Below are 18,570 nucleotides of genomic sequence, written 5' to 3'. Positions count from 1 at the left end.
GATTTATCCAAAAAACCTTTATATACAGAATGATAAACCTATTAAATCAAACGCAAAGCCAATGTCACAGAAAATTATTTTGCGTAATCGAGCCATAATTTCAAACACCATAAAACACAGTACCATTTATTAGCCATTGCTTATCATAAGCTTACCTCCCTCGATATTGACATTAAAACGTATGCTTTAAAATACTGCCATGCTATTCAATTATATGGTGATTTTTTTACTTGCCAGCTCAAAATGTTGCGTCTAGGTTAAGAAGCTTGAGTTAAGTCCTGTTGATAATGGCTAAGTTACGGCAATCACATCGGCTGCCAACCTAAACTAGCGCATTCACCCTATCCCGTCGTATTCAGGCCTTAAATCATGTTCTACCCAAAGTGAGTAACCCGCGCCTATGGCGCATATAACCCGAGCCATGTCAGCCGATTTAACGCTAAACTACGGCAAATCCTTAGCATTAACCGATTTGCCCTAAACAGTCGCAACGGACTGCGCGGCCACTATCAACAAGACCAACAACACGAGATATACCCATGAAGATCAAAAAAGCCCTCATGCTCTTGGGTCTGTTAGCTGTCAGCCCAGCGACATTAGCTGCAACCGGAGTTGCCTTTATCCACGGTACGGGTCACCAGACCAATGCCTTAGCCGATTACTGGACGCCCGAATTTGTTAACTCAGTGCGCCAAGGCATCCCAGTGCCAAACAATTACACAGTGATCAACTGCGACTTTGACCAATATATGTGGGAAGACAGCGCCGCAGGTTGTCTGGCGACCCAGCTCAATAGCTTTATCCAAGCCAAAAATATCGATGACTTAATTCTGCTGACCCACTCCAATGGTGGCAACGTAGTGCGGTGGATTTTATCTAACCCCACGTGGGACAGCCGTTATCCTGCGGTGATCAACGCCACCTCAAAGGTTATCGCCCTCGCCCCATCCAGTGCTGGTACGCCGCTGGCCGATGCGGTGAACCAAGGTAATGTGTTCGAAACCAGCTTAGGCTGGCTCTTAGGATATGGCAGCAATGCGGTGAAACAACAGCAAGTGGGTTGGATGGCAAACTACAACAACACTATGCTCTACGGCACTGCAGGCCGCCCAAGCTTAGGTAAACCCTTCGAAGTCGTGGTGGGCTCTGATGTTGATTCCGCCATTTGGGACAGCGACAGTTACTGCGCGGGTTATCAATACCAAGTGGCGCTCGAAACCACTCAAAACTGGCTCGATAGCTGCTCCGACGGCTTCTTAAATTGCAGCTCGCAAAAGGCAGCTGGCACAGTCTGGTTTACCGATAAACAAAAGACCCGTGGCCAAGAACCCCTAAGCCATCAGCAGAGCCGCCGTGCGTGTTTCAATTTAGACACGCTGATCCGCAACCATATTTAAGGAGCACTAAGATGCATACACTCAGCAAACTTGCCAGTGTCTTGGCGCTAAGCGGACTGCTCGCAGCCTGCCAAGATGAAGCCACACCCATAGATCCCAAAACCAATGCCAGCCCTATGTACGCCAAAGGGTTAACCCTAGCCGCGCTGAGCAATACCGATCTTGTCGATAGCAATATTGCCAGTCCAACACTGGCGCCCATTAACACCAGTACGGATTACATTAGCTTTATCACCCCTTTGTATGGCGAGTATCAGGCAAGCGCGCCGCAGCTTGAACAAGCCAGCCAAAGTGACGAGTATTGGGTCAATGTAACCGGCGCTCAGCTTAATGCGGGCGTGGGCCTCACCATGAGCCAAGCGTCGAGCCTAGTGCGCATTGCGCCTCGGGGCGACACCAGTTCTGGCGCCTTAATGCATGCAGAGGCTATCGCCCCTGAGCGCGTACAAATTCAGCGCGTTAGCCCTAATCAGTCACCCCAAGGCAAAGCGGCCAACAGCAGCGGGGTAAACACCAATGAGTCATTGGTCAAATCGATGGCCAACGCCGATGCCCTTGCTAGCGCAGGATTAACCGATGATTCCAGCGCACTGCAAATGTCGGCGAAAGCCACACCGGGCCAATATCGCCTGCAGGTCAATCAGCCGTTAACGCCAAGCGCCAACTACTTAGTCAATGTGAAGGAAAAAGGCTCGCCCTATCAACTGAGTGTCAAAGCCTCCTCCGCTATCGCGGCTGATGCGCAAACCCTTGGGCTTGAACTCGCACTCAGCCAAAGTGATAACACCTTCCTGCCGCAGGCAACACTCAAGCAAGCCGATGGCGATATGCAACCACTCTTGATGGTAAAACAAGGTGAGACATGGCAAGCGGTGATCCCCGCGGGCGTGGCACTTTCGAGCAGTAATGCGGGTTTCAGTGAAGTTGAAATTACAGTGCAAACCCAAGTCGATGGCCGTCCAGTGCAGCGCACGGTCAAATCTGTCTTTAAGTCCTATGTCAATTCGGCGAGCATCAAGCCCGAAGTACTCACGGTTTGGGATAAAGGCCTGCCTAACCAAATCAACTTTGAGTTATCGGTCGCCGAGGCGGGACGTTTTGGCTTAAGTGGCACGTTAACCGGTACCAATGCCGAAGGTCAAAAGGTGGCGATTCTACGTACCCAAGCGGCCAATTGGCTGACCCCAGAGTCGCCAAAGTTAAAGCTGATGTTAGATCCTAAGCTCATCCAAGCCTCAGGTTTACAGCCGCCATTTGAACTCAATGAGTTAGAACTGCAAGATCAAGGGCAAATGGCCAGATTAAGCTATCAAGCCAAAGCATTGATCTTAACCCGCTGACATTAGAGGCTCATGTTAAGGGACTGATATTAACGAGCTGATAGAAGACGCGGGCTTTAAATGCCAACGTTAAACCAGAGGCGAGGCTCATCAGCTCAAGTTAATCCGCCCGAGTTTTCTCTCTCATTGAAAAGTGCCCATAGTGGGCACTTTTCCATTGTTGATGTTTTGCTAATAAACAGCCAAAAGCCGCCGCGTTACTTAACATGCTACGTAAAGCACAAACTGTTGACAGAAAAATGACAGGCCGCAGATGATTTCCCATAGCTGCCATGAATAAAATTTACATTGATTATCAAGGGTTATTCCTTTTAAATAACAAATGTAATAGGCATAATGTCAAGGCTTTGACATCAAACCTTAGGCTGACAACAGCCCAGCACTTACCATAAAAACATAACAAAAATATAACTATAAGAGTGGTAACTAACGGTACGTTTTCCCACAGTACGCTAGCCAATACTCAATAAATGGACATCGTTATGAGTGACAGCACATTTTTCTTTGGTGAATGGCAAATCAATCCCAGCGCCAATAGTCTGCTCCTTGGCAAACAAGTCAAACAACTTGAGCCCAAGGCGATGGATGTGCTGCTGTTTCTCTGTCAACGGGCGGGCGAAGTCGTCAGCAGTGATGAAATAGTCAGCCACTGCTGGCCGGGTGTTGATACTGGCGACAATCCACTACACAAAATTATCAATCAGTTACGTAGAGCATTAGGCGATAGCGCCACCGATCCCATCTATATAGAAACCATACGCAAACGCGGCTATCGCACCTTAGCCGAAGTGCGTTTTCCTATCGGCCACGAAGCCACCGCCTGCCCGCAAAGTTGGCAAGGCGGCTCGCCCTTTCCGGGTCTGCAAGCCTATAACGCTAACTATGCCGAGGTGTTTTTTGGTCGCAGTGAACAAATCAGCACTTTGCTTAACCGTATCAGCCAGCAAATCATCTATGGTCGTGCCTTCTGTCTGGTTTTAGGCCCAAGTGGCAGCGGTAAATCCTCCCTGATAAATGCCGGTGTTGTGCCCAATTTAATGAAGGGCGGCGGCTATAACGGCATTGGTGTCGCGTCATTCAGCAGCTTAGATTTTGCCGATGTGAGTAAAGGGCAACTGCTAACCGATCTTGCCAGCGCTATGCTCGACTGGGAAATCAACGACACGCCAGTGTTCGAAGGCATGAGTGCCGATACTCTGGCGGTTCAACTCATCGAAGATATCCAAGGCGTAATCAACCAGTGCACCCAAGCTCTCAAGGTTCAGCCCTTTACTCAGCCGTTTTTTACCTTGTTTATCGACCGATTAGAAGTGTTGCTCTCATCACCGCTATTTAGCGACACCGAGCGCACAGTATTTGTTGAACTGCTGGAACAACTCGCCACCTCTAAGGCCGTGATTATTATCAGTGCCTGTCGCAACGATTTTTATCCTTTACTTGTGGGCTACCCAAGCTTAATGGCCGGCAAATCCCGCGGCGCCCACTTTGACTTAGCGCCGCCGACACGCACTGAACTGTTGCAAATGATCCGCCTGCCTGCGGTGGCCGCCAACTTAAGCTGGGAAGTTGACAGTGAAACCGCGATGCCGCTCGATGAAATGCTCTGCAGCGACGCCGCCAGTAACCCGGATGCGCTGCCCATGTTGCAATACACGCTGCAGGCCTTGTATTTGCAGCGCAGCGCCGACGATAAGTTATTAGTCTCGGTTTATCATGCCCTTGGCGGTATTGAAGGGGCGATTGGCAAAAATGCCGAGCAAGCGATTTCCCATTTAAGCGATGCCGAAAAAGCCAGTCTGCCACGGATTCTATCCCTGCTAGTCACCCTGCGCGAAGATGAAAAGTCCATCACCAGCCGCACCGCCCGCTGGTCGCAGCTGCAAAGCACCGCCGAAACCGCCCTAGTGCAAGCCATGGTCGATAGCCGCTTATTCGTGTCGCATCTGCAAAATGGTGAACCCTGTTTTAGCATCGCCCACGAAGCCCTGCTGCGCCGTTGGCCACGGGCGACGGCTTGGATTAACGAACATAGCGACAGCTTGAGTATTAAGAGTCGCCTACAGCATCTTTCAACACGCTGGCTCAGCGAAGCCAAACACAGCGCCTATCTACTCGCTGAAGGTAAACCTTTAAAAGAAGCCCAAAGCCTCAGCCAAAATCCGTTATTCGATTTAGACGATCCCGAAACCGCCTTTATCACAGCCTCCACCAAACGCGCCAATATGCTGCGCTGGACGAGGCGCTTAACCGTCACCCTATTATGCGTCCTCACCCTCACTTCCATTATCATGAGTGTGCGCAGCATAGAAGCTGAAAAACTCGCCCTGCAAAAACGCCTCGCCGCCGAAGATTTGCTCGGCTTTATGGTGGGCGACTTCGCCGACAAGATGCGCGGCATCGGCCGTATGGACTTACTCGACGGGATCAGCAATAAAGCACTGGAATATTTCAGTGATTTTTCCAATAAAGAGGATGATGCACACTTAAGTTTTGACGCCCGCTTCCAACACGGCCAAACCTTAGAGGCCATGGGCGAAGTGGCATATTCGCGCAATAAAATCGATGAAGCTCGCAGCGCATTACTCGCAGCGCAAGAAAAAATGCTGCCGCTCTTGAAGTTACAGCCAGAAAACTTAGCGCTACTGAAAACTCTAGGTGCCAATGCCTTTTGGTTAGGACAGCTTAAGTATGATGTGAGTGATTGGGCAGCATCACGTCCCTTCTTCGAGCAATACTTAACCTATAGCCAAACTATGTATGCCCTTGCGCCCGAAGATAAAGATGCACTTATGGAGCTGTCCTATGCCCATAACACTCTGGGCTCAGTATCGATGAAACAGCAGGAGTTTGATCAAGCGAGACAGGATTTTGAAGAGTCGCTAAGGCTTAAATTGCTCGCTTTGGCAAAAGCACCAGAGGATAGTCAGCTGATTGCGGATGTGGCTAATGCTCGATCTTGGTTAGCGAGTGCGGCAGTGTCTTTGGGTGATATAAGCACAGCAATATCAATCCATAAAGAACTGCAAAAAGAGTTAGAACTAGGTAATCATATAAAAAGTCCTTACTTGCTAGAAAAACTAAGCGGAAGCTACCAAACTCTCGCTGATTTGCTTAGTTATACTGAACATAAAGATGAAGCACTCAATCAAGCCAAGTTAAACCTATCAACTGTTGAAGAAATACTAAGGCAAGATCCCCAGAATGACATATGGAAAACATTGAGATATTACTCTATTTTCCAAGTAATCAGATTAAGTAACTCTACAACAGAGAAAACTCCAGAGAACAAAATCAGCGTATTAGAAGCTTCTATGCTTGCTGATAAGAGTCTAAGTAAAATTCAAAAAAAGTCTGAAATATGGGCTACTTTTTACTTATCATCATCCTATTTACTGATGAATTCAGGAAACTATAAAAATGCTAAGACCTATGCAGAAAAAGCATACGAATCGTATCTAACTTTATCAAAAGATTTTTCACAAAATATGACTTTCGAACTCAACTTAGCAGAAAGTGAGTTACTAATTTCCGAGAGTAATGAATACTCTCTTGAAATAAATAATTCTTTTTGCCGCAAAGCGAATAAACGTATAAAAAAACTAATGGAATTAAGTAGAGAACCAAAGTATAAACTCTTATTTGAACGTTCTATTAATTGTATACATTTACAATAACGCTATTCTATAACAACACAATGAAAAGGAAGTAAACATGTTCGTACCACAAGGTCTTGCTCAATTTATTAAAGTCAATGTTACATTAGAAAATGGTGAACCTGTATTTATCTATACCGATGCTAGCGGTGAACAGTGCCCAGGCGATGTCACAATCACTCAAGCGGGTACTGTAACTTACCTACTTAATGACCAAACCGGTAAAGGGCTAAAATTTGTCGGTGTAGGTTTTGTCACCCCATTCGACGAAATCGTCGATGCAGTTACCATCAGCAGCGATGGTATGTTGGTGCAACTTGTCGACCTAGATAAAACCCCAGGCAACACTAAGTTCCAATTTGTATTGAGCAATACTACCAATACTCTATTGGTATTAAGTCCTGATCCTGAAATTACCAACCGCCCACAAAACTAATCTCCATTGAAAGGGACTGCTGAGCAGCCCCCTTTTTTCTCACTGCTCACCATTTAGCCATAACCCAAAAAGAAGCGGGCAGAAGCGGGGACAGCCATGTCTTTTTGTGCTTTGTCCCCTCTTCTACTAGTCTTTAGATTATCTTCACCTTGTCTGTTTGGAGCGAGTCATGACCTCGGCCAGAAGAATGCTTATCGATGCCAATACAACGCCCTTCTATCATGTGATAAATCGCTGTGTCAGAAGGGCTTTTCTGTGCGGTGAAGATAAACTCACAGGCCGCAGTTATGAACATAGACGTGGCTGGATTGTCGATAAAATCAAAGTATTATCTGCTATCTTTTGTATCGACATTTGCGCCTATGCAGTGATGAACAACCATTACCATTTAGTACTTAAAATTGATGTTGAGGAAGCAAAAACCTTAAGCCCAAAAGAGGTTATCAGCCGGTGGTGTCAAATAACTAAAGGCCATACTGTCGCAACTAGGTATATAAATGGTGAAGCCTTAATTGACGGTGAACGCATGCTGCTCGATGGGTTAATTACCGAATGGCATGAACGTTTATCCAGCATATCTTGCCTTTGATTTGAAGAAGAGGTGCGCTGCCTGAACGAAGAGATTGCCCGTAAAGCGAATCGTGAAGATGAGTGTAAAGGTGCCTTCTGGGAAGGCCGTTTCAAATCCCAAGCTTTGCTAGATGAGCAAGCCTTACTAGCCTGCATGATGTACGTGGATTTAAACCCTATTCGAGCAGGGATTGCCGACTCTTTACAATCTTCTGATTTCACCTCGATTCAAGAAAGAATTAGTGCACTCAAGCAGGTAAATAACATCATCATCTCACCGCAAGCACCAGTCCAATCCGCAAAAAATCAGCCTCAAACGATAAACAAATCTCTCGCCAAGTTCGATGCGGCGACACACTCTAGTCAACAAACGGGCATCCCTTTTCATTTTGCGGATTATCTGGAACTTATCGATTGGACTGGCCGCGCCATTCGCCATGATAAAAAAGGCTTTATCGATAATCAGCAACCAAAACTGCTCAATGAGTTAGGGATTGCATCAGATGCTTGGCTCAGCTCTGCTAAAGATTTTCGCCGCCAGTACAGTGGCATCAGTGGTCGTTGGGATGCGATGTGCGCTTTTAAACTTCAGCAAGGTGGTAAATGGTGTAGAGGAAAATCGAGTAGCGAAGCTCTGCATCCAAATCAACCTTTAGGGTAAACGAGCCGTTTCCACCTCTTTATCTGCGGTTAAATTTCGACACTAACATCCTTTGCCCTTGCCGCTTAATAGCCAAAAATCCACTCATGAGTGCAACTTTTCAACTTAGCCATACCCCAAAATCTCGCACATTTCCGCTAAATCTGAGAATTTATCGTGAGAAGAGTAAATTTAAAACCTTTATAAACAATAGATTAAATCGGAAGGTAAGCAGAAGGTATCTTTTCTTTGCAGAGAATAAAGTCATCATCAGAAAAGCGCTTAGCGCAGATGACATTAGGTTCACGGAGAATGATAACAATGACAAGCTCACCTAAACTGACTCGCTCACAACATCCATTATCACTTGTGGGTGAAGACAATGGCTTACAGTGTACTGCGCAGCAAGACTTGGTCGAGCCCGCATTGCCGTTAACCTTCTTCGAGCATGCCTCGATTGAAACGATTCAACAGTTTATTCAGCATCTGACCGAGCCTGTGATTATCGTCAATGCCCAAGGTTACATTTACTTTAGCAATAGCAAAGGTGCTGACTTACTGACATGCCCGCAGGCCAGTTTGAAGGGACAAGATTGGCGCAACTTTTTGACCGAGCACCATCAAGCTCGCTACGACAATCTGCTGAGCAATGATATTAAACTAGGCAAAAACTGCGGCATTCCAGTGCAGCACTGCGCCGAAGAAATCACCCTCATTACCGCCTCAGGCAAAGCAAAAGATGTCGAACTCTCCATTTCCTACATCCCCAGCCATGAACATCTGTTCGTGATGATGATGCACGATTTAACGCAGCACAAAGCGGAGAATCAAAAGCTACGAAAATTGGCCGCCACAGATTCACTGACTGGGCTGGCGAACCGCCGATACTTCGACGAAATGCTGCATCACTATTGGGAAGAATGCACAGGTAAGCTGCGCCCTATCAGCGTGGTGATTATCGATGTGGATTATTTCAAAGTGTTCAACGACCAATTCGGCCATATCCAAGGCGACGAATGTCTACGTAAGATTGCCAAAGTGATTGCTGACATAGTGCCAATAGACATTGGCCTGGCAGCGCGTTACGGCGGCGAAGAATTCGCGCTAATACTACCAAGCCACAATGCCAAAATGGCACTAACGATTGCCCAAAAAGTGCAGCAAGGGATTAATGACCTGCGCTTTACTGAGCAAGGCCTGCGCGACTATGTCTCTGTGAGCGCGAGCCAAGGGATTGCGAGTGAAATCAATGGCCAATTCCGTACCTCACTCGCCATGCTGTGCGCCGCCGATACCGCATTGTACCGCGCCAAAGCCGATGGCCGTGACAGGATCAATACGTCGCTTTAATCCCATTAATTGGCGACTTATTTACCCGCAACTGATTTACCCGCGATGGATTAATAACGGGATGAATTACCCCAGTAGCGCTTTAGCGCACTGAGGTAAAACACGCAAAGCACACGAAAGGATGCACGAATATGAATAAGCTTGAGGCATCAAGAAATATACGGGCAGTGATTGAAAAAAGCTTACCCGTGAGCACGTCACCCCTTGCCATATTTACTTACCAGTGCTGGGTAAAAACCAGCGCGGGTGGGCGTGTGTTCCATTATAAAACCGATCGAGAAGATACCTATTTCGCGGTGGATATTAATTCACTGGGGCATATTGAATGCGTGATTAATACCACCTTGCTGCGGGTTGAGGCAATTTCAACCTTAGGTGGACTCAACGATGGCCAGTGGCACTTATTGTCTATCTGCCATGAATACCATGAAATCAATTGTTATGTGGATGGTGAAATTACCCATACACAACTCAATAATCTGTCACTGGTTGCCGACAATGAGTTTTTAATTGAAAACGTATCATTACCCAATCACCGCGACACTCATTTCGATGGTGAAATATTTGGCATCACTTTACTCAATCGATTATTAACCCGAACCGAAATCGTCGACTATTATCGTAATCCGGCGCAACAAAAATCGATTACCGAAAATAACCTTTACATTTATCAGCATAAAGATGTATATAATTTTCGTGATGAAAACGTTATCCCACTTCAAAGACAAAAAGTGCTGCTGGTCATATTTAATGATACTGAATATCAATTCATAAAAACCACCGCGGATAGCAACGCCTATAATCAACAACTGCCTAAGATTATTCCGCCCCACGAACGCCGAGCCTATATTATTGAGTGTGACTATAACACTTGGCCTAATTTTAATTATGTCGTTAATTACGCGGTGAGCAATCAAGCGGATATCACCCTCAATATCGAAGTATTTAAATCGCTAACGGCCTATCGCTCGAATATTAAAGTGACTGTCGCAAATGAACTCGAACGGGATTGTTTGATTATGCAATCGACCGAAGAAGAATTAAGTGCGGAAGTGCGGATCAATGAAAACTTAGTGATCACTCAAGCCAAAAACTTTGTTAATTTCATCAATGAAGTTCGCGCACACATTCCGGCCGACAATATTATTACCGCTGGCCATTATTATAGTGAACAGCAATTCTCAGTCAGCACGGGTAAACAAATGATTGCCTACCAACAAGCTTGCCAGTTGTTCAACCGCAGGTTACAAAAAAAACCACTGGCGATCATCAAATGCACTTCCACTGAAGAAGTCAAAATCGCCTATAAAGCAGCCATCGATTATAACTTGCCGATCAGTGTGCGCTCGGGTGGAAATGATCTCGAAGGTGAAAGCACTGAAACCAATACCATAGTGTTGGATCTGCTGAAGATGGATAGCCTCACTTTAGATCCCATCACAGGTATTGCGGCCATTGGCCCAGGCAATCGCTTTATCAATCTCACCACTGCCCTTGCAAAAAAAGGCGTGATGATCCCCCATGGCACCAGTGGCAACGTTGCCTTAGCGGGATTTATTATGGGCGGCGGCTCAGGACCTTGGACCCGCAAATACGGCATGTGCTGCGAATCCCTATTACAGGCAGAAATTGTCCTCGGCATTGGTGAAACCCAAGTCGTCTCGGTTGCCAATAAACCAGAGTTACTCTGGGCGCTCAAGGGGGGCGGCGGATTAAGTTATGGCATAGTGACCCGCTTTTTTGTGCAAACCTTTCCACTACCGCCTTGCCTGCTCAAGTTTGAATTAGAGTGGAATTGCTATGATAAACAAACCCAAGAACTCATTGAGCACACCCCAACCAAAGACATTTTACAGCGCTGGGAAGCCATCATTAATGCCGACAGCACAGGCTGTTTGATTGGTACCAATCTCAAGATAAATGCCAAACATTTACCCGCAGAACAACACAAAACGACTGACATAGACACTGAGTCGATTAAGCATAACTGCTTGATGTATGGCTTTTGGGAAGGCAATTCCGCCAGTCTGAATCACTTTATCCAGACACAATTTAATGAGTTTGACCTAGTCCCCAATGATATTCGCATCGAGGGGATGGGCGGACTCACCAAAGCCTACGGTGAAAACTTAATGGCCAATTGGGAAAGGGAATCTTTTCATCATCTGCAAGCGGACTTGCAAGGCATAAACCGCTCACCGACGCCACCTGATTTGGATGAGCCCGCGCCCCATAAAGTCACCTCGCGCTTAGTGAATCAAACGGGACTGAGAGATGGTTATAAGCCACTGCTCGAAAGCTTAACCTCTCGCTATGTGCTTGAAGGTAATCGTCAACTGGGGCTATTTACCTATGTCACCCTTGGCGCCATTGCGGGCGATTATTATCGCACTATGGGCGAAGAGCAAAAGAGCCGCAGCGCCTTCCCCTACAAGGACAGACAATACACGATTCAATATCAAACTTGGTGGAATAACGCGCTGCAAGAGAAACAACAATTGCAGGATAGCCAAGTGTTTACCCGCATCAATCGTGCACTCGATTGGATTGATGCCAGCCGAAATTATGACATCCCCAACACCTCGGGCGCCTTTATCAGCTTCAAAGATAAGGCCATCCCCACTGATGTGTACTTCGACCATAACTACGCCGCGTTAAAACGGATTAAGGCGGCCTACAGCCAAGATAGCTTTAACCATTTCCGCTCACGTAAAAGCATTATTTAGTTAATATATCGGCATAGCCTAGGGAGAGTTTTTAAGGCAAAATCGACGCCGTCCACAGGACGGTGTCGCCCCTTAACTCTCTGTTCACTCTGTTGTAGGTTATCTATGCCAAGCTCAGCTTTACCAATCATTTTTGCCCTATTGGCGGCCATTCTTATGGGCACAATCGGTGTATTAGCACGCTTTGCCGCCCTACCCGCCGAGCACATTACCTTTTACCGCTTACTACTCGGTGCCCTATTTCTATTGGCTTATATGCTGCTCACAGGTAAAGGCCATCAGATTCGCCATAGACCGAGTAAACGCAACTTATACCCAAACAACCTCAAGATGCAGGATTCAGCGGAAATTTAACGCACTTTAGGCAAGGCGGTTATTTGCGGACCTAGTGGACTAAGTTAAAAATAACCAACACAGCATAAAGTGCGTTAAAACCCGCCGGGACGGAGCGCCTAGGGCACTCCACTTCCGTGTTGCATCAATTCAAAAGGTAGCCGACATTCTGTCATTGATGCGCCTTGAATTGAAGCACCCTAGGCGCTCTGAAACTCGTATCTTGAGGTAGCTTGGGTATATAATGGCGCTATGCTCGCGGGTTTTATGGCGTTTTACATTGAAGCCATTCAGTACACCCAAATGGCCAATGTGATCATGATTATTTACTTAGCCCCTGTGGTGTCGGCTATTTTCGCCCATTATTTCTTTGCCGAGAAACTCACCCGCTTAAGCATAGCAAGCCTGGTCGTCGCGCTGATGGGCTTTATCAGTCAGCGCAAAGTGCAGGTTGCGAGCGAGTAACCCACAAGACTGTCGCCGACACGACTTTAAACAACAGAACTTTAACAAACAGAAGCCAAGTTGCTGAAATAATATGAAGAAAATAGTGTAAGCTCGACAGAGGATTGATTGAACATTTAACTTAAGATGTGCAACTAAGATTTGGGATCAGGAGGTCAAATTGAGAAAGCTACTGTTAGTCATCAGTATATTTTTGCTCAGCGGTTGTTTAGGCATGCCTAAATTGGTTCAACCCGTTAATGATTTTGAGCTGAATAAATACTTAGGTAAATGGTACGAAATTGCGCGCTTAGATCATTCATTTGAAAGGGGGTTAAGCCAAGTTAGCGCAGAATACAGCCTGAAAGACGATGGCGGTGTGATGGTCATTAACCGTGGATTCTCAGCGGCTAAAAACGAATGGAAAGAAGCCGAAGGTAAGGCCTATTTTGTCAATGGGGACTCAGAAGGCTATTTGAAAGTCTCCTTCTTTGGGCCATTTTATGGATCGTATGTGGTCTTCGAATTAGATCATGAAAACTATCAATACGCTTTTATATCGGGACCCGACACGGATTATTTGTGGCTACTGGCTAAAACCCCGACTGTGCCAACCGAGGTACTGCAAAAGTTTGTTGAAATGTCTAAAGCCCGCGGTTTTGATACCGACAGTTTGATTTATGTGCAGCAAGAGTCAGTGCAATAACGAGCGTCGCTAATGCGCTAGAATCAAGTTCACGAAAAGCTAATGCCTAAAGACAGAAAACAGATACAAAAACGCCGCAATGTATTGCGGCGTTTTTATTGATGCTGCATTTAGATGCATGCATTTACACATGCAGCTAAATCACGAATAACCTTAGACTTCGATACCTTTGCTAGCAAGGAATTCATCGTAAGTGCCTCTGAAGTCATTCACGCCTGTGTGAGTCACTTCAAGGATACGGTTTGCCAGCGATGATACAAATGCACGGTCATGACTCACGAAAATCAAGGTGCCTTCGTACATTTCCAGCGCGTTGTTCAATGATTCGATCGATTCCATATCCATGTGGTTGGTCGGTTCGTCGAGCACTAAAATGTTAGCTTTTTGCATGATGAGCTTGCCGAATAACATACGGCCTTTCTCACCACCAGACAGCACTTTGACTGACTTTTTGATGTCGTCAGAACCAAACAACATACGGCCTAAGATACCACGTACTGATTGGTCGTCATCTTCTGGTTTGCGCCATTGGCTCATCCACTCGAACAAGGTCATTTCGTTAGCGAAATCAGACTCATGATCCTGTGCATAGTAACCAATGTTGGCGTTTTCAGACCATTGGATAGTACCTGCATCCTGCGGGATGTCGTGGATCAGGGTACGTAACAGGGTCGTTTTACCGACGCCGTTTTCACCCAGTACCGCAATGCGCTCGCCCACTTCAACTATCAGGTTTAAGTCTTCAAATAGCGGCGTATCGTAACCTTTAGTTAGGTTTTCAATCACTAAGGCATTACGGAACAGTTTCTTCTCTTGCTCGAAACGAATGAAGGGGTTCACGCGGCTAGAGGCTTTTACTTCGTCTAACTTAATCTTGTCGATTTGACGGGCACGTGATGTGGCTTGTTTCGCCTTAGAAGCGTTAGCCGAGAAGCGTGCTACGAAGGTTTGCAGTTCAGAGATCTGGGCTTTTTTCTTCGCATTATCAGACAATAAACGCTCGCGAGCTTGGGTAGCCGCTTGCATATATTCGTCGTAGTTACCTGGGTAAACGCGCAATTCGCCGTAGTCTAAGTCAGCCATGTGAGTACAAACTGAGTTTAAGAAATATCTATCATGCGAAATGATAACCATAGTACTGCTACGTTGGTTCAACATGTCTTGTAACCAACGGATAGTGTCGATGTCCAAGTTGTTGGTGGGTTCGTCGAGCAGCAGCACGTCTGGATCAGAGAACAGGGCTTGCGCTAACAGTACACGCAGTTTTAAACCCGGAGCGATTTCAGACATCAAACCAAAATGGCTGTCAATACCGATACCTACACCTAACAGCAATTCACCGGCGCGAGATTCGGCGGTATAACCGTCCATCTCAGCAAAATCCATCTCTAGGTTGGCTACAGTAATGCCGTCTTCTTCACTCATTTCAGGTAAAGAATAAATACGGTCACGCTCTTGCTTTACCTTCCACAGTTCGCGGTGGCCCATGATCACTGTGTCGATCAGGTTGAATTCTTCATAACCGAACTGGTTCTGGCTTAGTTTACCCAGACGCTCATTCACATCTAACGAGACGTTACCGCCGCTAGGATCTAGATCACCACACAGGATCTTCATGAAGGTCGATTTACCACAGCCATTTGCGCCGATAAGACCGTAACGGTTACCACCGCCAAATTTAACTGAGATGTTTTCAAACAGTGGCTTAGCGCCGAACTGCATGGTGATATTTGCTGTTGTGATCAAAATGAACTTCCAAATCGAGTAATGTTGGCCGAGCCAGCTGGCGCCGCTTTAAATAAGCATAAACCAAATAACGCTATGCCGAAGGGGTAAAAATAAACGTGGCACTATAGCAGTTTGGGCTAAATTATCAACTACCACGGCTGATCAAAAGCCAGAGGGAATGCCGAAATCGCCGCACAATGCCTGCGTGAGAAGCGTAATTAATTTTACCCTATTGGCTTAGCTTTCAATGTATTCGAGCAGAATGACAATCTGATGACCCTTAGCGTCGCAAAGCTTGCCAACGCCAAAGGCTAATGTGGACATAGCCCTAAGCTAACTCAAGATACCCGTTTCAACATTTTGAGTTAGCTTAGGTATCGACAGCTTATAATTTCTGCCGTCTTAAACGGTTGGCGTTCGTCACCACAGTGAGTGAAGACAAGGCCATGGCGGCGCCCGCGATCACAGGGCTTAATAACATGCCCGTGAGTGGATAAAGCACGCCCGCCGCAACCGGAATGCCTAAACTGTTATACACAAAGGCGCCGAATAGATTATGCTTAATATTGGTAATTGTTGCGCGCGACAATGCCAATAAGTTAGCAATCACTATCAACTGCTGCGACAGCAAGGTGATATCCGCACTTTCAATCGCTACTTCAGTGCCCGATCCCATAGCAATCCCCACATCGGCGCTCATCAGAGCAGGCGCATCGTTAATGCCATCCCCTACCATAGCCACCACATGTCCTTGCTTTTGCAAATCCAGCACATGCTGTTGTTTTTGCTCGGGGAGTACACCGGCAATCACTTCGGTGATGCCCACTTGGTCGGCCACCGCCTGCGCCGTTTGTGGGTTATCCCCCGTTAACAGCACCACGCGAATCCCCCTTTGCAGCATGGCCGCGATGGCGTCTTTAGCATCAGGTTTAATCGGATCGGCAAGCGCGATAGTGGCCACTAACTTGCCCGCTTTGGCGACATAAATCGGAGTTTTACCTTGGTTTGCAAAGCTTAATGTCGCTTTTGGGTCTAAGGCACTGCCATCGGAATTAACAATATCCAATGCCGTCATCAATGCGAGATTACCAATCGCCAGCGATACGCCATCGACCTTGCCCTCAATCCCCTTACCTTGATGGTTCGTAAATGCCTGTGTGTCGGGTAATTGCGACAGGGATTCCTTGGCATAACTGACAATCGCCCCCGCTAACGGATGCTCAGAGTGCTGCTCAAGACTCGCAATCTCGCCCAGCAAAGTCTCTTTGTCGGCATCACTCAGCGTTTGCACTAAATTAAAATCAGTGACTTGCGGCTTGCCTAAGGTGACAGTGCCGGTTTTATCCAGTACCACACAATCGACTTTACTGGCGGTTTGCAACGCTTCGCCATTTTTAACTAACACGCCCATTTGGGCGGCGCGGCCAACGGCCACCATGATAGACATAGGTGTCGCCAGCCCCAGCGCACAGGGGCACGCTATGATGAGCACGCTCGTCAGCACCACTAACGCATGGCTTAAGGCGGGTGCTGGCCCCACAAAATACCAAATTGCCGCCGCCAACAGCGCTATAGCCACCACAGTCGGGACAAATACCGCTGAGATTCTGTCAGCCAATCGACCTATGGGTAATTTCGAGGTTTGCGCTTGCTGCACCAGTGCGATGATTTTGGCGAGTTTGGTATCTTCTTGCCCCGCCGTTACTCGGTAAACTAAGCTGCCGTTGCCATTGACTGTACCCGCACTCACACTGTCGCCGCGATTTTTAAGCACGGGAATGGGCTCACCTGTGAGCATGGCTTCATCGAGTAGGGATTGCCCCGTTTCAACCTCACCATCGAGGGCAACTCGGTCACCGGGGCGCAAACGCAGCTTATCGCCCAGTTTCAGCTGACTTATCTCAACCTTTTCATCGCCCTTATCTGTGATCCGAATCGCAGTGGTGGATTGCAATCCAAGTAATCGCTGCACCGCTTCACTGGTTTTGCCCCGCGCTTTAAGTTCGAGTCCGTGACCTAAGTTAATCAAACCTAGAATCATCACACTCGCCTCAAAGTACACATGGCGGGTATCCATAGGGAATGCGCTCGGCATAATGACCACCAGCATGGAATAAGCCCATGCCGTACTGGTGCCCAGCACAATCAGCGTATCCATGTTCGTGGTTTTGGCTTTTAGCGCCCGCCACATGCCTTGATAGAAATGTCCGCCCGTGGTGACAAGCAAGGCCAAGGTGACCAGTCCCATAATGCCCCAGCCAAGCTGCATCGCAGGACTGTTGATCATCATCTCGCCGCCCAATAATCCCCACAGCATCATAGGCACGCCCACAACCAGCGCGGCTATGGCTTGGCGCATCCGCAGCCGATACTCAGTGGCATCTTCTAGGCGTTTTTCTTCGGCAGCGACTTTTGCATCCACCACTACCTGCGCCGGATAACCAGCTTTTTCCATCACAGTTAAGGCAGTATCGGCGCTCATCTTGCCTTCTACCGTCACTTGTTTATCGGCGAGATTAACACGCGCTTCGACGCCCGCTTGGGCGGCAAACGCCTTTTCAATTTTCGCGACGCAGCCAGCGCAATTCATATTGGCGACATAGAGTCTGGTCATAGACATGGGAGATCCCTCACTTGATGTTTTACACTATAGGTCTAAGATAAAGTCTCCCATTGCGGGAGAGTCAAGGATGAATTTGCTCAATGTGATCACATCGACAATTAATAGCTGGGCGAAAAACCATTCAGTTGGAAAAATAGAGGTCAAGATGAAGATAGGCGAAGTGGCAAAACAAACGGGCTTGAGCGTTAAGAGTATCCGTTATTACCATGATATTGGCTTAGTGTGCGGCGAGCGCAATGAGGCGGGTTATCGAGTTTATCGCCATCAAGATATTGAAGCGCTTAAGTTTGTGCATCAATGTCGCGACTTAGGTTTTAGCCTAGAAGATTGCAAATCCTTGCTTGGCCTTAAGGGCAATGAAAACCGTAATGCCGAAGACGTCAAACAACTTACCCGTACTCACCTTGCCTATGTCGAAGAGCAAATCAATAAGTTGCAACAGCTTAGGGCGCAATTACAACACATGGTGACCCAATGCCAAGGCGGCGATCAGCCCCACTGCGCCATTATCGATAGCCTAAGCCATGAGGACCACGAAACTGACATAGACAAATCCCAAAAAGACCAAAGCCTGCAAGATACAGGCTCTGAGTGTTGCGGTAAAAACCTGAAGTAATAACGACA

11 protein-coding genes and 2 pseudogenes are annotated in these 18,570 nt (G+C 47.0%); 11 read left to right on the top strand and 2 right to left on the bottom strand.

The annotated features are described in order from the left end of the window. Positions 1–539: 539 nt before the first annotated feature. The 10 genes and pseudogenes from FW758_RS01835 (at position 540) to FW758_RS01790 (ending at position 13,595) form a co-directional block, all read left to right on the top strand. The gene (locus tag FW758_RS01835) at positions 540–1,397 is read left to right on the top strand and encodes a hypothetical protein (protein ID WP_259511293.1); all 858 of its coding nucleotides are present in this window, start codon (positions 540–542) and stop codon (positions 1,395–1,397) included. An 11-nt stretch (positions 1,398–1,408) separates the two neighbouring features. Next, positions 1,409–2,737, top strand: coding sequence for a DUF4785 domain-containing protein (locus FW758_RS01830; protein ID WP_446444484.1), 1,329 nt, complete (start codon positions 1,409–1,411; stop codon positions 2,735–2,737). A 482-nt stretch (positions 2,738–3,219) separates the two neighbouring features. Next, positions 3,220–6,411 (top strand): nSTAND1 domain-containing NTPase, encoded by a 3,192-nt coding sequence (locus FW758_RS01825; RefSeq protein ID WP_446444483.1) that lies wholly within the window; start codon positions 3,220–3,222, stop codon positions 6,409–6,411. 37 nt (positions 6,412–6,448) lie between these two features. Next, positions 6,449–6,826: a DP-EP family protein gene (locus FW758_RS01820; RefSeq protein ID WP_089067447.1), complete on the top strand. Its 378-nt coding sequence runs from the start codon at positions 6,449–6,451 to the stop codon at positions 6,824–6,826. Positions 6,827–6,995: 169 nt separating this feature from the next. Next, positions 6,996–8,057, top strand: a pseudogene (locus tag FW758_RS01815) (transposase). Between the two features lie 300 nt (positions 8,058–8,357). Next, positions 8,358–9,386 (top strand): diguanylate cyclase, encoded by a 1,029-nt coding sequence (locus tag FW758_RS01810; protein WP_446444482.1) that lies wholly within the window; start codon positions 8,358–8,360, stop codon positions 9,384–9,386. Between the two features lie 131 nt (positions 9,387–9,517). Beyond that, positions 9,518–12,112, top strand: a complete 2,595-nt coding sequence (locus FW758_RS01805) for an FAD-binding protein (protein WP_446444481.1) — start codon at positions 9,518–9,520, stop codon at positions 12,110–12,112. A 105-nt stretch (positions 12,113–12,217) separates the two neighbouring features. Further along, positions 12,218–12,424 (top strand): annotated as a pseudogene (locus FW758_RS01800) (EamA family transporter); the annotation flags it as partial. A gap of 273 nt (positions 12,425–12,697) precedes the next feature. Next, positions 12,698–12,910 (top strand): EamA family transporter, encoded by a 213-nt coding sequence (locus FW758_RS01795; RefSeq protein WP_446444480.1) that lies wholly within the window; start codon positions 12,698–12,700, stop codon positions 12,908–12,910. 160 nt (positions 12,911–13,070) lie between these two features. Further along, on the top strand, positions 13,071–13,595 hold the full coding sequence (locus FW758_RS01790; protein WP_012588096.1) for a lipocalin family protein: 525 nt from the start codon (positions 13,071–13,073) through the stop codon (positions 13,593–13,595). Positions 13,596–13,748: 153 nt separating this feature from the next. Here FW758_RS01790 and FW758_RS01785 read toward each other — a convergent pair whose 3' ends face one another. Continuing rightward, complete coding sequence (locus FW758_RS01785) at positions 13,749–15,341, bottom strand: ABC-F family ATPase (protein WP_012196852.1); 1,593 nt, start codon at positions 15,339–15,341, stop codon at positions 13,749–13,751. A 367-nt stretch (positions 15,342–15,708) separates the two neighbouring features. Further along, positions 15,709–17,943 carry a heavy metal translocating P-type ATPase gene (locus tag FW758_RS01780; protein WP_446444479.1) on the bottom strand — a complete coding sequence of 745 codons (2,235 nt, stop codon included), beginning with the start codon at positions 17,941–17,943 and terminating at the stop codon, positions 15,709–15,711. Positions 17,944–18,091: 148 nt separating this feature from the next. Between FW758_RS01780 and FW758_RS01775 the strand changes: the two genes are divergently transcribed. After that, a complete protein-coding gene (locus FW758_RS01775; protein ID WP_446444543.1) occupies positions 18,092–18,562 on the top strand; it encodes a MerR family DNA-binding protein in 471 nt (156 codons plus the stop codon). The last annotated feature ends 8 nt before the right edge of the window (positions 18,563–18,570 follow it).

It is taken from the genome of Shewanella sp. 1180_01 (assembly GCF_052850535.1).
This window is presented reverse-complemented; position numbering and strand designations above follow the sequence as displayed.

What these genes read in the sequence shown, in the direction of transcription:
- FW758_RS01795 (WP_446444480.1), top strand. Translation starts at nt 12,698, where the DNA reads ATGCTCGCGGGTTTTATGGCGTTTTACATTGAAGCCATTCAGTACACC.
- FW758_RS01830 (WP_446444484.1), top strand. Translation starts at nt 1,409, where the DNA reads ATGCATACACTCAGCAAACTTGCCAGTGTCTTGGCGCTAAGCGGACTG.
- FW758_RS01780 (WP_446444479.1), bottom strand. Translation starts at nt 17,943, where the DNA reads ATGTCTATGACCAGACTCTATGTCGCCAATATGAATTGCGCTGGCTGC.
- FW758_RS01775 (WP_446444543.1), top strand. Translation starts at nt 18,092, where the DNA reads ATGAAGATAGGCGAAGTGGCAAAACAAACGGGCTTGAGCGTTAAGAGT.
- FW758_RS01805 (WP_446444481.1), top strand. Translation starts at nt 9,518, where the DNA reads ATGAATAAGCTTGAGGCATCAAGAAATATACGGGCAGTGATTGAAAAA.
- FW758_RS01825 (WP_446444483.1), top strand. Translation starts at nt 3,220, where the DNA reads ATGAGTGACAGCACATTTTTCTTTGGTGAATGGCAAATCAATCCCAGC.
- FW758_RS01810 (WP_446444482.1), top strand. Translation starts at nt 8,358, where the DNA reads ATGACAAGCTCACCTAAACTGACTCGCTCACAACATCCATTATCACTT.
- FW758_RS01820 (WP_089067447.1), top strand. Translation starts at nt 6,449, where the DNA reads ATGTTCGTACCACAAGGTCTTGCTCAATTTATTAAAGTCAATGTTACA.
- FW758_RS01835 (WP_259511293.1), top strand. Translation starts at nt 540, where the DNA reads ATGAAGATCAAAAAAGCCCTCATGCTCTTGGGTCTGTTAGCTGTCAGC.